Source organism: Vibrio sp. La 4.2.2 (assembly GCF_027586995.1).
In the GTDB taxonomy this organism is placed as follows: Bacteria; Pseudomonadota; Gammaproteobacteria; order Enterobacterales; family Vibrionaceae; genus Vibrio; species Vibrio mediterranei.
Window position 1 is genome coordinate 329473 of sequence record NZ_JAPPTJ010000003.1, and the last position, 15869, is coordinate 345341.

Genomic DNA, 15869 nt, shown 5'->3' on the forward strand with positions numbered 1-15869 from the left:
TACATCATACTGTTAAAGCATACAAAAACTAACTGAGCCAATGCGGAAGGTGCTGCGGTTTAGAGTTGGTCAACAGGGGAATATAATTAATCACGAGCATCAACAGTTATTAAAACAAATCTTGTTGAGGGCTGTCGTCGTCTTCCAGTATTGCGTTTGTCACCGGTATTTTGCCTTGCATTAGCTTGCGGCGATAACGTTGACGACATAATTTAATGATATGAAGTTGCTGTGCGGTGGTAAAGCTCAACCAATTAAAACGCTCATCACGCTTACGCATGCATCCTTGACAATACCCTTTCTCATCAACTGTGCATACACGTACGCATGGACTTGGTACGGTGAAAAACTCTAGTTGCTCCATCGACATCCTTTATTCATATATTTGGACTACACTCTTTGAGCGAAAACAAACTTGGATAGTAAGAATAGTCTGATTTATGTGGCTTTTGCGAATCCAATATCACTGTTACGCAATGGTTTACACTTATCCAATTAAAAAACCACTATACTAAACATAACCTACTCCTGACAAAAAACAGTGTTTTATTAGTTAGGCTTGTCAATAATTTCATTCAGTTGGAGCAAATTATATGAAGATTTTTTCTAAGAAGTTACTTGCCGCAGTTGCACTTCCAGTATTAATGACGGCTTGTGCCGCAAACGACACTAAAGAGGAAGCGATGAAAGCTGTAACCGCACAAGATCTTCAACACCACAATTGGAACTTGGTTCAAATTGACGGCAACGCTATTCAAGTTGATGAACAGAACCAAACACCTCGCCTAGAGATCGGTGAAAAGATGACGGCAAACGGCAATGCTGGTTGTAACAACTTCTTCGGTCAAGGTGAGCTTAAAGATGGTCAATTCCGCATCGAAAAAATGGGGATGACTATGAAGATGTGTGCCGGCACAGCGATGGATATTGAACAAACGATGTCTAAGACGTTGTCAGATTGGAGCGATATCACCGTCACTAAAAACGGTCTTGAGCTAAAAGGCGCGGAGCACACACTTACGTTCGAATTGAAAGATTGGATGAACTAATTCCAATTACTTCCTACAGAAAACGGCACGCAACGTGCCGTTTTTTATTTTAAGTTTATTTAGCGAAAGAGTAATACCTTCAAACTGGCATCGTCATCTTTATCAGCAAACTCTGATGGATTAGCTAATCGCTCAATATAAGCAAGTGTTGGTGCTTCTTCTTTCATGCTGTCAATCAGAAAGCTTGGTGTAACACTAGGAGAGTTCACACACGCCATCACCTCACCTTGCTTATTCAACAGTTCAGGCAAACGTCGTAAGATCTTTTTGTAATCCTTAGTCAAGGCAAAACTCCCTTTTTGGAACGACGGAGGATCGATAACAATGATGTCATAGGGTCCGTGCTTTTTGATCTTCCCCCACGACTTAAAGATATCGTGCGCCATAAAGGTTACTTTAGACGTGTCATGGTCATTTAATCGGTGATTATCGCGTCCTTTATTTAACGACGCGCGCGCCATATCAACGTTAACCACATGTTCTGCCCCACCTTCAATTGCTGCAACGGAGAATCCACATGTGTAGGCAAAAAGGTTAAGGACTCGCTTTCCAGCAGCACGGTCTTTGACCCACTCCCGACCATTTCTCATATCAAGGAAAAGTCCAAAGTTTTGGTTGCGACCAATATCGAGTTGATATTTACAACCTAGCTCTGAGACAACTGGTCTTTGGTCAAGCTCACCCCATAAGACTTCTGTTGGTGCGCCATCACTGTACCGGTGCTGTAAGACAATCGACTTGCCTTGCACTTGTTGCCAAAGTTCGCTAGTTGATAAATCCTCAAGCCCTTGCGTGAGCACAGCCATAAACGTCTCATCAACGGGCTTGAACAAATTCACCAGCAACTGATTAGATGCCCAATCACAAGTTAATTGCTCCAAACCTAGCCAGCACTTTCCTCTACCGTGAAAAAGACGTCTTACCTCTGCATTGGATTGAGACAGCCCAATTGAGATTTGCTCAAAGAATACACCTAACTGGCTAGCTTGCATCGCCTCGTTTTCGCTGTTTGTCTGTTCTATTTTTTCGGCCATGCTAACTCCCACGGTTGTGACCATTTATCGATAGCGTCCTCAACTTCTGCTGAGCGCCATTTTTCCCCAAGAGAACCCTCTCGCGGGTCACACCTAAACTGAAACAACTCGCCACTTAGCTCAAAGCGCAGCGCATAGGCATGTAAATAGCCACGATCAGAACTGTCACTCGTGTTATAGATAGCATCGCCTTTAATTGGAGAACCAATCGACTTCAATGCAACACGAATTTGGTGTGTTTTGCCGGACAGCGGCTTACACAAAAAGACCCGTTCACCGTTTTCTGCTGCAGCAGAAAAAAACTGTGTCACCGCTGGATTATTCTTTGAATTAACCAACTTCCAAGACGAGCGTCTTGAGCGCTCCATATCGCCAATTATCGTCCCTTGCTTTTTCTTTGGCTTTTTACTGCCTATAGCTAGGTAATACTTGTCTATGTCGCGTTGCTCAAATAAGCGTGAAAACTGTGCCGCGACTTTAGCTCGTTTGGCTAATATCAGTAATCCCGATGTCATTTTATCGAGTCGATGGACCAGATGAAGTGACGATGCGCCAATAGCAATTGCAACGTCCGACACCAACATAGTGTCGCCATCATCTTTATGAACGCTCACTCCTGGATATTTGTTGATGACAACAAAGTCCTCATTTTCATAATGAATATCGAACATACGATGCCTTATCGCTAAGGAATAATGGGCAGGGATAATACACAAAAGCTGCTCAATGAGCAGCTTCTAGTTTGCGATAATGTGTAGATTGCTTACAAGAATGGGTAAGCAAACACCATTATGATGGCGATAGGACAAACCACTTTGACGTAAATAGGCCAAATACGCCAAAACCAAGTTTTCTCGATCTCTGGGTTGCCTTGTTGAATTTCTTTAAGCAGAGCATTCCGACTCCAAACCCAACCAATAACCACAGCCCAAACCACTCCCAACAATGGCTGCATATACATGGTTGACGCTGTAGCTACCCAATCAAATAGCGTATCGAAATTCGCAGCGATGAGTACGCTGAACAAAAGAATAGCAGCACCCAGAATAATGGCTGACTTCTCTCGCTTGATTTTTAATTCTTCTTGCAAACACGATACTGGTACTTCCAACATAGCAATAGATGACGTCAATGCAGCGATCACCATTAAAGCGAAGAAGGCGACACCAACCACCTCTCCCACTAATCCCATTGAGTCAAACAAACTTGGTAAGACCGTAAATACAAGATTTCCTGAACTGATCAGCTGACCTGTTTCACTAAAGATCTGCACACCATTTGCTTTTGCAACGAACATTGCTGGAAGAATTAGTAAACCAGCAAAAAACGCTACACCAGTATCAATTATGGCGACTTGACCCGCCGTCTTGGGAATATTGACATCTTTACTTAGATAAGAACCATAAACCATCATCGCACCAACGCCGAGCGACAGGGAGAAAAATGCTTGCCCCATAGCGTTAACGACCAATCCCCCATTTACATGCTCCCAGTTAGGAACGAGGTACATTCTTAACCCATCGAGAGCACCGTCTTGAGTGAAAATGTAGATAATGAGAACCAAAAACAGTGCAAACAAAACTGGCATCAATCGTGATGACCATTTTTCGATACCATCTGCGACACCACGGCGTACCACAAACACTGTCATCAACATAAATATGACGGTCAAGAGGACGTTGCGTCCTGTTCCAAAGGTGATTAACCATTCAGAAAACTGCTGTAAGCCAATTAACTTCATAATTGGAGAGATTCCAAAGCCAACTAACCAGCCAGCTAAGATGGCGTAAAAGCTCAAGATCATTGATGCAGTTAGCATAGCAGTGGTACCAAAAAACACCGCTAATAAACGATTATTTGTCCAAATCTTTCGTAGTGATCCGATGGGGTTAGATTGCCCATATCGACCAATTGTAAGCTCAGCGACAAGCATTGGGAAAGCAAGTAGAGCCATCATCAAAAGATAGATAAGGAGGAATGCGGCCCCGCCATTACTGGCTGTTTGTGTCGGGAACCCCCAAACATTACCTAAACCCACTGCTGAACCAGCAGCAGCCATAATAAAACCAAAGCGAGAAGAGAATTGGCCTCTATCGGAACTTGCCATCAGTATGTACCATATGTGTCTATTAACTAGACGAGTTTGCGGCTGTCCATGAGATGATTTTGGCGCACAAAAAAGCTGCCTTTGATTGGCAGCCTATCCCTGTGCTCACGATCTTTTGCTTTTAAATATATGAAGTGTAATCTTTAGTTTACACTTCATATGAAATTTATATCCAAGAGCGATATAGCAAGTAAAACAGCTTATCTTTAAAATTGGAAGCGCCAAACTTCCAACTGGCCATTTTCCATTCGCTTTGCCGATAGTTTGCGGTTTATTCCATCAACTGTAAACCCCTCAACTAAGCAACTCTCCTATTCTCTTAAGACTTGGTATGCCGTGCTTCGATACTAATAACATCGTCATCAAAACAACGCCGATTTGTATAGAAATTACCTATTTCATTAATTTTTATGGCTTGTGTAACAGGTTGTATTTGACAGGCAACTAACTATTCCAAATACTTGATTCTGAGCTTATTATTTGCGAAAGCGTCTTTCTATCGAGGCATAATGGACAAGGTATACCACTTTCTTACTCTCGCAGGCATCGGACTTTATTGGGTCCTAGTGGCTGGTGTCACTTTGCGCGTTGTACTAAAACGCCGCGCCGTCAGCGTTTCTCTCGCTTGGTTAATGGTGATATACATCATCCCAGTCGTTGGGGTCTTATGTTACTTCATGTTTGGTGAACTTAACCTAGGAAGAAAGCGAGCAGATCGAGCTAGGGAAATGTTCCATCCATTTGGTGACTGGTTTTATCAACTGAATGACTGCAACGCACATGTTACCGATGGGTTAGGCACTCATATTTCGAAAATCGACCATCTGTGTAACAACAGAATGGGCATTCCAGCTCTATGTGGTAATCAACTTCAGCTACAAACTACACCACAAGAGATCCTGTTATCAGTGATCAAAGATATTGAGCAAGCCAAAGAGAGCATTCGTATGGTGTTCTACATTTGGTATCCAGGTGGATTGGCGGATTCGGTTGCATCAGCGCTCATACAAGCCGCCAAACGCGGTGTAGACGTTAAAGTCCTTCTTGACTCCGCCGGTAGCCCCACGTTCTTCAAAAAGAGTCATTGGGCACAAATGATGCGTGATGCGGGTATTGAACTGGTCGAAGGGCTAGAAGTGTCTCCTTGGCGTATTTTCCTACGTCGCTTAGATCTCCGTCAGCACAGAAAAATCATCGTTATAGACGATGAAGTCGCTTACACCGGCTCAATGAACATGGTCGACCCCGCTTACTTCAAGCAAAACTCCGGCGTGGGCCAATGGATTGATATTATGGTCCGTATCGAAGGTCCTACAGTCAATGTGCTGTCTGCAATACATTGTTGGGACTGGGAAGTAGAAACAGGCGATCGACAGCTACCAGCTCAACCCGAATGCGCTATAGAGATCCCTAAAGACTCTAAACCAGTTCAGGTCGTACCGTCTGGGCCAGGTATGCCAGACCAGTTAATTGGGCAAGTCCTCACCCTCGCAATGCATCAGGCAGAAGAGTCGGTAAGAATCACCACACCTTATTTTGTACCTAGTGCTGATTTGTTGGAAACGATCAAAACAACCGCACAACGAGGGGTCAACGTTGAGCTCATTATCCCGAAGAATAACGACTCGATTATGGTGAAATGGGCATCACGCGCATTTTACACTGACTTACTTTCCGCTGGTGTCAAAATCTACGAGTTTGATGGCGGTTTACTACATACTAAGTCGGTTGTTATCGACGAGCTCTTTTGCTTAGTGGGAACCGTCAATATGGACATGCGCAGCTTGTGGCTTAACTTTGAAGTGACCCTTGCTGTGGAAGATCCAAGCTTCACCAAAGAGATGCACCAGCTACAATCGAGCTATATTCAGCGCTCGGAGTTAGTCGACTACAGCGTGTGGAAGCAAAGAAGTATTTATCATAGATTTTTTGAAAGACTATTTTATCTCTTCAACCCACTGCTCTGACCTTAGATTTCACTCCTACCCGACAACGTTTTATGAAGGCTAAAGACTTGAAACTCTTTAGCCTTCGTGTTTTATTGCGTCTATCCTCTTTTAAAAACTCGCCTTCCTACACGAAAGTTCAAGGCTAAGACAGGGAATCTAAATGTCAGAAAGCAAGACCACCAAATTTGTAACTGCTGGCCGCAGTAAGAAATGGACTAACGGCGTAGTTAACCCGCCTGTACAACGAGCTTCTACCGTTGTCTTTGACACCGTGGCGGAAAAAAAGCACGCCACCATCAACCGAGCCAACAAGACACTGTTCTACGGACGCAGAGGCACTAACACACACTTTGCCTTTCAAGATGCTATGACTGAAATTGAAGGTGGTGTTGGATGCGCGCTCTACCCATGTGGCACGGCCGCTATTTCTAACGCCATTTTGTCGTTTGTTGAGACTGGTGATCATATCCTGATGGTGGATACTTGCTACGAACCAACGCGCGATTTTTGTGATTCAATCATGAAGAAAATGGGGGTAGAAACGACCTACTATGATCCGATGATTGGTGAAGGCATTCGTGAACTAATTCAGCCCAATACCAAAATTCTATTTTTGGAATCACCTGGCTCTATCACAATGGAAGTTCAAGATGTTCCTTTGATGGCTAAGATCGCACACGAAACCGGTATTATCGTCATGCTTGATAATACTTGGGGCGCTGGTGTGAATTTCTCACCTTTTGAACACGGGGTCGATGTTTCTATTCAAGCAGCTACTAAATACATCGTTGGTCACTCCGACGTTATGCTGGGTACGGCAGTGACTCACGAAAAGTACTGGGATCAATTGCGTGAACAAAGCTATCTGATGGGACAATGTGTTTCTCCAGATGATGCCTACTTAGGACTTCGTGGCATTCGTACGCTTGATGTGCGGCTGCGCCAACATGCAGAGAACAGTTTGCAAGTTGCGAAGTGGTTAGCAACGCGTGCCGAAGTCGACCATGTGCGTCACCCTGCCCTAGATACATGCCCTGGCAGTGAATATTTCCACCGAGATTTCACCGGCGGCAATGGGCTATTTAGCTTTATCCTTAAGACCAGTAATACCAAAGCAACAACGGCATTTTTGGATGGTATGAAGCACTTTAGTATGGGTTATTCTTGGGGTGGATTCGAAAGCTTAGTGTTGGCAAATGAACCAAGTAGCTTCAATTCATTACGAACGGTAGCCAACCCTAATTTTGAAGGGACGCTAATTAGACTTCACATTGGGCTGGAAAGCATTGATGATCTGATTAACGATCTCAAGCAGGGCTTTGAGCGCTATAATTCCGTTATACAAGAACAAACTCTTACCCAATAAACCTCAAATGGCTTTCAGTGTTGAAAGCCATATTTAATTTACGATAAGGTACTCTTATGAGATTACGAGCAGATGTCGCTATCTTTGACATTCTGGGCCACTTACTCATCTGGTTAATTCTCAGCATTGTCACGTTTGGCATCGCGCTGTTTTTCTTCCCTTATTCATTTTCCAAGTTCATCATTAATCGCACTTACGTCATTGATGAATCCGGCAGAGAGCGAAGAATGGACTGTGATATCGATCTATTTAGCGACTTAGGTCATGTATTGCTCTGGTTTGTTATTTCAATACTGACATTAGGGATCGGCTATGTATTTTACTTTTATCGTGTTTGGAATTACGCACTCAATCACACCCGAGTAGAGTAGCATTACAGATAATCAATGAAGCTCATCGACATGTTGATGAGCCTCGTGTATTTCTGTAGAAAATTTCCTTTAGTTATAATTCACCGTCGGATCAACACACTGGTATATCTGACCAATTGACGCCTCGTTCAACAAAATTTGATGTGCAAGGCGAGCGACTTCACTTCGAGTGATCGCACCATGTACTTCAACTCCTTGCGATAACTCCCCACAATTTGTCACTTCCCCGTCTTTCAATCCACCAGGTCTCAATACTGTGTATTCCAGTTGACTGCTGGCTAACCAAGCTTCAGCTAAGGACTTCTCCCTTACCGCTGCCCCAAAGCCTGCTTTCGCTCGCTCCGAAAGAAACTTCCATGAATCTCCACATCCTAATGAAGTAACCAACAGGAAACGTTCAATACCTTTTGTCTCCAGTGCGTCTATCAAGTGACGGTGTCCGAGATAATCGACAGGTACTTCGGCTCTAAAGCTGCCCATGGTTGACAACACTACGGTGTCTTTCGGAAGACATTCCACCGCTGCCTCGACATCCGGCTGTTTAGTTGCATCACAAGCAATTAATTGAACGCACAAGCTGGCCAGTTCGTCGGTCTTTTTCGGGTCTCTTGCAACACCAATAACTTCCACTCCTTGACTTGCAAAATAGCGAACGGCAGCCAAGCCAAGGCCACTGCTTGCACCAAAAATAGTAATACTCTTCATTTCAACACCCCACATTGATAATGATAATAATTTACACTATCAAAAATACCAGTCTAGGTGTTAAATCAAACAAGTGTGGGTTATAAGACAATTTTTCATGATAAGGTGAACCATTACACTCTTCGTTTAGCGAGAGACAAGGATGATCTTATGAGTAAAGCTGCGAAACTGTATTATGTTTATGACCCGATGTGCTCATGGTGCTGGGGTTATGCACCTACTTGGAATTTGATTAAGACACAGTTGGATGACCAACTAGACATTCAATACGTACTCGGAGGCTTAGCCCCCGACTCCAACGTACCAATGCCATCAGAAATGCAAACTCAAATCGCCTCTTATTGGCGCAAAATCGAAAGTTATTTAGGCACTGAGTTTAATCATGATTTTTGGACCTTAAATACGCCTAAACGCTCCACTTACCCAGCCTGCCGCGCGGTGCTGGCTGCACGTAGGCAGCAGTCCGAACAAGACATGTATCGTGCTATACAGCAGGCGTATTATCTTGAAGCAAAGAATCCGAGTGAGTCAGAAGTACTTTTCGACTTAGCTATACAGGTTGGACTAGATATTGAAGCATTTAGACATGACTTTCTTTCAGCTGAGATCAGTCAGCAGCTTTCGGAAGAGATAAGATTTGCTCGTAGCATTGGCGGTAACAGCTTTCCTTCTTTATTTTTAGCCCATGATGACATCCTTGTTGAGCTACCCATTGATTATAAAAATCCCAACACAACAATCGATTTAGTCAAACAACAACTCTGAACGTTCTAGAGACGAAAAAAAACCTGTCTCATTGAGACAGGTTTTTCACTACAAATGTTGATTAGTCTTCAGTAGCAGAATCGTCAGCCGCTGAGTCGTCAGCCGCTAAATCTCCAGATTCTGGCGCTTGAGTCTCTGCATTTGCTTCAACTTCTTCGCCCTCTGGCAACTCTAACTCTTCGACTTCATCAATACGCTGCAAACCAACGACTGACTCGTCAGACGCGGTGCGGATAAGCGTAACACCTTGAGTATTACGACCAACCTGACTCACTTCAGCAACACGAGTACGAACTAGCGTCCCTGCGTCGGTGATCATCATCATTTCGTCGCCTTCTTCAACTTGAATCGCGCCAACTACTGGACCGTTTCGCTCAGAAACTTTGATAGATACAACACCTTGTGTTGCACGACCTTTCGTTGGGTATTCTTCAAGCTCAGTACGCTTGCCGTAACCATTTTGTGTCACGGTTAGAATGTCACCTTGGTTAGAAGGAACAATCAACGACACCACTTGGTCTTCATCTGCCAGTTTCATACCACGGACACCTGCCGCAGTACGACCCATAGCACGTACTTTGTCTTCGCTGAATCGAACTACTTTACCTTGCTTCGAGAACAGCATGATGTCACTTTGACCATCGGTAATATCAACGCCGATTAGCGAATCATCATCACGTAGGTTTACAGCAATTAGGCCGTTTGCACGAACGTTAGAGAATTGGTCTAGAGAAGTCTTCTTAACGGTACCGTCACCAGTCGCCATAAAGATAAATTTCTCTGGGCTAAATTCACTTACAGGAAGAATCGCCGTAATACGCTCACCTTCTTCTAGTGGAAGAATGTTAACGATAGGCTTACCACGAGCAGTACGACTTGCGAGTGGCAATTGATACACTTTCAGACGGTAAGTCTTACCGCGCGTAGAGAAGCACAAGATATTGTCGTGAGTATTTGCAACAAGCAGACGCTCGATGTAATCCTCTTCCTTCATCTTAGTCGCACTCTTACCTTTACCACCACGACGCTGCGCTTCGTAGTCGCTTAGGATTTGATACTTCACATAACCTTCGTGAGACAAAGTGACTACTACGTCTTCACGAGCGATTAGCTCTTCCATATCAATGTCGTGAACCGCCGCTGTGATTTCACTACGACGCTCATCACCATAAGTTGCTTGAACTAGTTCAAGTTCTTCGGTGATCACTTCCATCAAGCGCTCTGTGCTTGCAAGAATGTGCATCAGTTCTGCAATTTCTTCTAGAAGTGCTTTGTACTCATCAAGAATCTTCTCATGCTCTAGACCAGTTAAACGGTGTAGGCGAAGTTCAAGAATCGCTTGAGCTTGTTGTTCCGTTAGGTAGTACAGACCGTCACGAATACCGTATTGGTCTTCTAGCCAATCTGGACGAGCTGCATCGGTACCAGCGCGCTCTAGCATAGAAGCTACGCTACCTAGCTCCCAACCACGAGAAACCAGGCCTACTTTTGCTTCAGCTGGTGTTGGTGCGTTCTTGATAAGTTCAATAACTTCATCGATGTTCGCAAGTGCTAGAGATAGCGCTTCTAGAATGTGAGCACGGTCTCTTGCTTTACGAAGTTCGAAGATAGTACGGCGCGTCACAACCTCACGGCGGTGATCAACAAAGCACTTCAGCATGTCCTTAAGGTTGAACAGCTGTGGCTGACCATTGTTTAGGGCAACCATGTTGATGCCGAATGTTGTTTGCAGCTGAGTCTGTGAGTACAGGTTGTTTAGAACCACTTCACCTACTGCGTCACGCTTACATTCGATAACAATGCGCATACCGTCTTTATCAGACTCATCACGTAGTGCGCTAATGCCTTCTACTTTCTTATCTTTAACTAGCTCTGCAATCTTTTCGATTAAGCGAGCTTTGTTCACCTGATAAGGGATCTCGGTAACAATGATGGTTTCTTTACCATTCTTGTCTTCTTCGATCTCTGCTTTAGAACGCATGTAGACCTTACCACGACCCGTCTTGTAAGCATCGATGATGCCTTTACGACCACTGATCAGTGCCGCTGTCGGGAAATCTGGGCCCGGGATGTAATCCATGAGCTCGTCAATCGTGATGTCTTCATTCTTTATGTATGCCAAACAGCCATCAATAACTTCGTTTAAGTTATGTGGTGGAATGTTTGTCGCCATACCTACAGCGATACCTGACGCACCATTAACCAAAAGGTTTGGAATTTTTGTCGGTAGTACGGCTGGAATTTGTTCAGTTCCATCATAGTTAGGAACGTAGTCAACCGTCTCTTTGTCTAGATCCGCTAGCAACTCATGAGCGATTTTCGCCATGCGGACTTCGGTATAACGCATTGCCGCCGCAGAGTCGCCATCAATCGAGCCGAAGTTACCTTGACCATCGACCAACATGTAGCGAAGTGAGAAAGGCTGCGCCATACGAACGATGGTGTCGTATACCGCACTATCACCGTGTGGGTGATACTTACCGATTACATCGCCGACCACACGGGCAGACTTTTTATATGGTTTATTCCAATCATTACCTAGAACATTCATCGCGAACAAAACGCGGCGGTGAACAGGTTTTAGACCATCACGCACATCTGGAAGAGCACGACCCACGATAACTGACATCGCGTAGTCGAGATAAGAGCCTCTCAGCTCATCTTCAATGTTTACGGGCGTGATCTCTTTAGCTAGATCGCTCATAGAGCCAATATCCCTCTATATTTTGATCGTATACTCGATACGTATAAGGTGACAAAATATAACACATTAATACCGTGTTCGGCATCACTTTCCCTTCGCTTTTATCATGTTGTGACCTTGGTTGCGATTCAAACGTCCACAATTTGCACATTTCCAATCTATGACTCTGAAAATCGGCGAAAAAACCGTCAATTAATCAGATAAATAGTGTGCTGGATAAAGATTTCTGAGGATTCTGCCTACGAGAAGATATTTCCCAAACCAATTTGCGGTATACTGCGTCGCAACCTTGGAACAAAACTCTTGGCATATATGGATAAGCAACAAAACGTAGACCTCAACGAAATTAAGAAATTTGAAGAGATGGCAAGTCGCTGGTGGGATCTTGAAGGTGAGTTCAAACCACTACATCAAATCAACCCTCTCAGACTCAATTATGTTTTAGAAAAGGCCAATGGCTTGTTTGGTAAAACCGTTCTTGATGTAGGTTGTGGCGGCGGTATCCTTGCAGAAAGCATGGCGAAACAAGGTGCTGAGGTTACAGGGTTAGACATGGGTAAAGAGCCGCTTGAAGTCGCCAGGTTGCATGCATTAGAAACAGGCACCAAACTGACCTATGTGCAAAGTACAGTAGAACAGCACGCCGCTGAAAACGCAGGCAAATATGATGTCGTAACATGTATGGAAATGCTAGAACACGTGCCAGATCCTGCATCAGTCATCGCATCATGTTCAAAACTGGTTAAGCCTGGTGGCCAAGTGTTCTTCTCCACCCTTAACCGCAACTTGCAGTCTTACTTATTTGCTATCGTTGGTGCAGAGAAGCTGCTTAAAATAGTTCCAGATGGCACACACTCACATGACAAATTCATCAAGCCTTCAGAACTTATCAAGATGATCGATAAAACTGACCTTACGGAGAAAGGGATTACAGGACTTCTCTATAATCCACTAACCGATACCTATAAACTGGGTAATCGTGTCGATGTGAACTACATCGTGTTCACCGAAAAGTCGCTTTAAGTTCCTCTATATCTAGTGCCAATTTCCTTCGGTTAATTGGCACTCAGCTTCGTTAATTTTCACACACAAATCATTTACAAAAACAAGACACTTTCGCCGATTTTGTGTGCCGATATCGCAGTTTTATTGAGCTAAAGAATAACAACCAAAAATTGGCAAAGATCAAGGAATTTTTTTTCGTCTTTGTTTAAAACAAAACCAATCTGCTAGCACGCAAATTTCACTACTAAGTCAGGTCTATCTTCAGTGGTAAGTATCTACTAACTGAAATTTTTCTTTCCCCTAGTTATCCACAAGACATTCAATTTCTCAAACTTGAAAATCTCCCGCTATAGCACTATCTTGTAACTCGTAGTTAAGATGACCCCTATATCTTGTGTTGGAAGCCGAAACGTATAGGGTGACATTGATCACGAAGCTATCGCTAAGACTCAACAAAATTTCATAAAAGCGAAGCTTCATATTGTTTTGTTAGGGAACACCTCAGAATGAACCAACAACTTACCGTTACTAAGCGTAATGGCCGCAAAGAAAGTATCGATCTCGAAAAAATCCATCGCGTCATCGCATGGGCTGCAGAAGGGCTTAACAACGTTTCTGTATCTCAGGTAGAACTCAAGGCTCACATCCAGTTTTATGATGGTATTACTACGTCAGATATCCACGAAACTATCATCAAGTCTGCTGCAGATTTGATTTCAGAAGATGCACCAGACTATCAATATCTAGCTGCGCGTTTAGCTATCTTCCACCTTCGTAAAAAAGCTTATGGCCAATATGAGCCACCAGCGCTATTTGACCATGTTTCTAAAATGGTAGAGATGGGCAAGTACGATGCACATCTATTGGAAGATTACACTAAGTCTGAATTAGATGAGTTGGATAGCTATATCGACCACACTCGAGATCACGACTTCTCATATGCTGCCGTAAAACAGCTTGAAGGTAAGTACTTCGTTCAAAACCGTGTTTCTGGTCAGATTTACGAAAGTGCACAGTTCCTCTACATCCTGGTAGCGGCTTGCCTATTCGCTAAGTATCCAAAAGCGACTCGTCTTGACTATATCAAGCGCTTTTATGATGCAACATCAACATTCAAGATTTCTCTACCAACACCAATTATGTCAGGTGTACGTACTCCTACGCGCCAATTTAGCTCGTGCGTACTGATTGAATGTGGCGATAGCCTAGATTCTATTAACGCAACAGCAAGCTCAATTGTTCGTTACGTTTCGCAACGTGCTGGTATCGGCATCAATGCCGGTCGTATTCGCGCGCTGGGCTCTGAAATCCGTGGAGGCGAAGCATTCCATACTGGTTGTATCCCATTCTACAAGTACTTCCAAACAGCGGTTAAATGCTGCTCGCAAGGTGGTGTTCGTGGTGGCGCAGCAACTGTGTTCTACCCTATGTGGCATGGCGAAGTACAATCACTACTTATTCTTAAGAACAACCGTGGTGTAGAAGAAAACCGTGTACGTCACATGGATTACGGCGTTCAGCTGAACAAACTCATGTATGCTCGCCTAGTTCAAGGTGGCAACATCACTCTATTCTCGCCTTCAGACGTACCAGGTCTATATGACGCGTTCTTTGAAGATCAAGATGAGTTTGAGCGTCTATACGTTAAGTACGAAAACGATCCATCAATTAAGAAAGAAACCGTTAAAGCGGTAGAGCTATTCTCTCTACTGATGCAAGAGCGTGCTTCTACAGGTCGTATCTACATTCAAAACGTAGACCATTGTAATACGCACAGCCCATTCGACTCAAAAGTTGCGCCAGTTCGCCAATCTAACCTATGTTTAGAAATCGCACTGCCAACTAAGCCATTGTCAAACGTAGAAGACGACTCAGGTGAAATCGCGCTATGTACACTTTCGGCATTTAACCTTGGTGCAATCAACGAGCTCGATGACCTAAAAGATCTATCGGACCTAGTGGTTCGTGCTCTTGATGCTCTACTTGATTATCAAGACTATCCATTACCAGCTGCTTATAAGTCTACGATGAATCGTCGTACGCTGGGTGTCGGTGTCATTAACTATGCCTACTACCTTGCGAAAAATGGTGTTAAGTACTCTGACGGTTCTGCAAATAACCTTACTCACCGTACATTTGAAGCGATTCAATACCACTTGCTAAAAGCGTCTGTCGAACTGGCGAAAGAGCAAGGTCGTTGCCCATCGTTCCATGAGACAAACTATGCGAAAGGTCTATTACCTATCGACACTTACAAGAATGATGTCGATTTAGTATGTGACGAGCCACTGCACTATGATTGGGATGCACTACGTTCTGAAATCATGGAATTTGGTCTACGTAACTCAACACTGACAGCGCTAATGCCATCTGAGACTTCCTCTCAGATTTCTAACGCGACTAATGGTATTGAACCACCTCGTGGCTACGTTTCAGTGAAAGCATCAAAAGACGGTATCCTGAAACAGGTTGTTCCAGACTTCGCTAATCTAAAAGAGAACTACGAACTACTTTGGAACATCGGCAACAACGACGGTTACTTGCATCTAGTAGGTATCATGCAGAAATTCGTTGACCAAGCGATCTCAGCAAATACTAACTATGACCCAAGCGTTTACGAAAGCGGCAAAGTGCCGATGAAGAAATTGCTCCAAGACCTGCTTACTGCGTATAAATATGGCGTGAAGACACTTTACTACCATAACACTCGCGACGGTGCGAAAGACGACCAAAGCGACAAATCTGTAGTAGTAGTTGAGCAAGATGACGATTGCGCAGGCGGCGGCTGTAAGATTTAATATCTCGCAGTAAACA

13 protein-coding genes are annotated in these 15869 nt (G+C 43.9%); 7 read left to right on the top strand and 6 right to left on the bottom strand.

What is annotated here, in order from left to right; genetic code table 11:
* Nucleotides 1-109 precede the first annotated feature (109 nt).
* Nucleotides 110-364: a DUF1289 domain-containing protein gene (locus OH456_RS07860; protein ID WP_006072224.1), complete on the bottom strand. Its 255-nt coding sequence runs from the start codon at nt 362-364 to the stop codon at nt 110-112.
* A gap of 229 nt (nt 365-593) precedes the next feature.
* Here OH456_RS07860 and OH456_RS07865 point away from each other — a divergent pair, with 229 nt between their 5' ends.
* Nucleotides 594-1049: an META domain-containing protein gene (locus OH456_RS07865; RefSeq protein ID WP_006072222.1), complete on the top strand. Its 456-nt coding sequence runs from the start codon at nt 594-596 to the stop codon at nt 1047-1049.
* 59 nt (nt 1050-1108) lie between these two features.
* Here OH456_RS07865 and OH456_RS07870 read toward each other — a convergent pair whose 3' ends face one another.
* From OH456_RS07870 to OH456_RS07880, 3 genes are all read right to left on the bottom strand, one after another.
* Nucleotides 1109-2041 (bottom strand): class I SAM-dependent methyltransferase, encoded by a 933-nt coding sequence (locus tag OH456_RS07870; protein ID WP_270033331.1) that lies wholly within the window; start codon nt 2039-2041, stop codon nt 1109-1111.
* Between the two features lie 26 nt (nt 2042-2067).
* Nucleotides 2068-2754 (bottom strand): TIGR01621 family pseudouridine synthase, encoded by a 687-nt coding sequence (locus OH456_RS07875; RefSeq protein ID WP_270033223.1) that lies wholly within the window; start codon nt 2752-2754, stop codon nt 2068-2070.
* 92 nt (nt 2755-2846) lie between these two features.
* Nucleotides 2847-4190 (bottom strand): sodium-dependent transporter, encoded by a 1344-nt coding sequence (locus tag OH456_RS07880; RefSeq protein WP_270033224.1) that lies wholly within the window; start codon nt 4188-4190, stop codon nt 2847-2849.
* Between the two features lie 509 nt (nt 4191-4699).
* Here OH456_RS07880 and cls point away from each other — a divergent pair.
* The 3 genes from cls (at nt 4700) to OH456_RS07895 (ending at nt 7876) form a co-directional block, all read left to right on the top strand.
* Nucleotides 4700-6157 carry a cardiolipin synthase gene (gene cls / locus OH456_RS07885; protein WP_038228207.1) on the top strand — a complete coding sequence of 486 codons (1458 nt, stop codon included), beginning with the start codon at nt 4700-4702 and terminating at the stop codon, nt 6155-6157.
* A 142-nt stretch (nt 6158-6299) separates the two neighbouring features.
* Nucleotides 6300-7505, top strand: coding sequence for a cystathionine beta-lyase (locus OH456_RS07890; protein WP_006072215.1), 1206 nt, complete (start codon nt 6300-6302; stop codon nt 7503-7505).
* A gap of 56 nt (nt 7506-7561) precedes the next feature.
* The gene (locus OH456_RS07895) at nt 7562-7876 is read left to right on the top strand and encodes a DUF6693 family protein (protein WP_006072214.1); all 315 of its coding nucleotides are present in this window, start codon (nt 7562-7564) and stop codon (nt 7874-7876) included.
* Between the two features lie 69 nt (nt 7877-7945).
* Here OH456_RS07895 and OH456_RS07900 read toward each other — a convergent pair whose 3' ends face one another.
* Nucleotides 7946-8581 carry an SDR family NAD(P)-dependent oxidoreductase gene (locus tag OH456_RS07900; protein ID WP_240206671.1) on the bottom strand — a complete coding sequence of 212 codons (636 nt, stop codon included), beginning with the start codon at nt 8579-8581 and terminating at the stop codon, nt 7946-7948.
* Between the two features lie 150 nt (nt 8582-8731).
* Between OH456_RS07900 and OH456_RS07905 the strand changes: the two genes are divergently transcribed.
* Nucleotides 8732-9346, top strand: a complete 615-nt coding sequence (locus OH456_RS07905) for a DsbA family protein (RefSeq protein ID WP_270033225.1) — start codon at nt 8732-8734, stop codon at nt 9344-9346.
* Nucleotides 9347-9407: 61 nt separating this feature from the next.
* Here OH456_RS07905 and gyrA read toward each other — a convergent pair whose 3' ends face one another.
* On the bottom strand, nt 9408-12050 hold the full coding sequence (gyrA, locus tag OH456_RS07910; protein WP_240206670.1) for a DNA topoisomerase (ATP-hydrolyzing) subunit A: 2643 nt from the start codon (nt 12048-12050) through the stop codon (nt 9408-9410).
* Between the two features lie 312 nt (nt 12051-12362).
* Here gyrA and ubiG point away from each other — a divergent pair, with 312 nt between their 5' ends.
* Together ubiG and nrdA are read left to right on the top strand one after the other, a co-directional pair.
* The gene (gene ubiG / locus OH456_RS07915; RefSeq protein WP_038228201.1) at nt 12363-13073 is read left to right on the top strand and encodes a bifunctional 2-polyprenyl-6-hydroxyphenol methylase/3-demethylubiquinol 3-O-methyltransferase UbiG; all 711 of its coding nucleotides are present in this window, start codon (nt 12363-12365) and stop codon (nt 13071-13073) included.
* A gap of 488 nt (nt 13074-13561) precedes the next feature.
* Complete coding sequence (gene nrdA, locus OH456_RS07920) at nt 13562-15853, top strand: class 1a ribonucleoside-diphosphate reductase subunit alpha (RefSeq protein WP_270033226.1); 2292 nt, start codon at nt 13562-13564, stop codon at nt 15851-15853.
* The last annotated feature ends 16 nt before the right edge of the window (nt 15854-15869 follow it).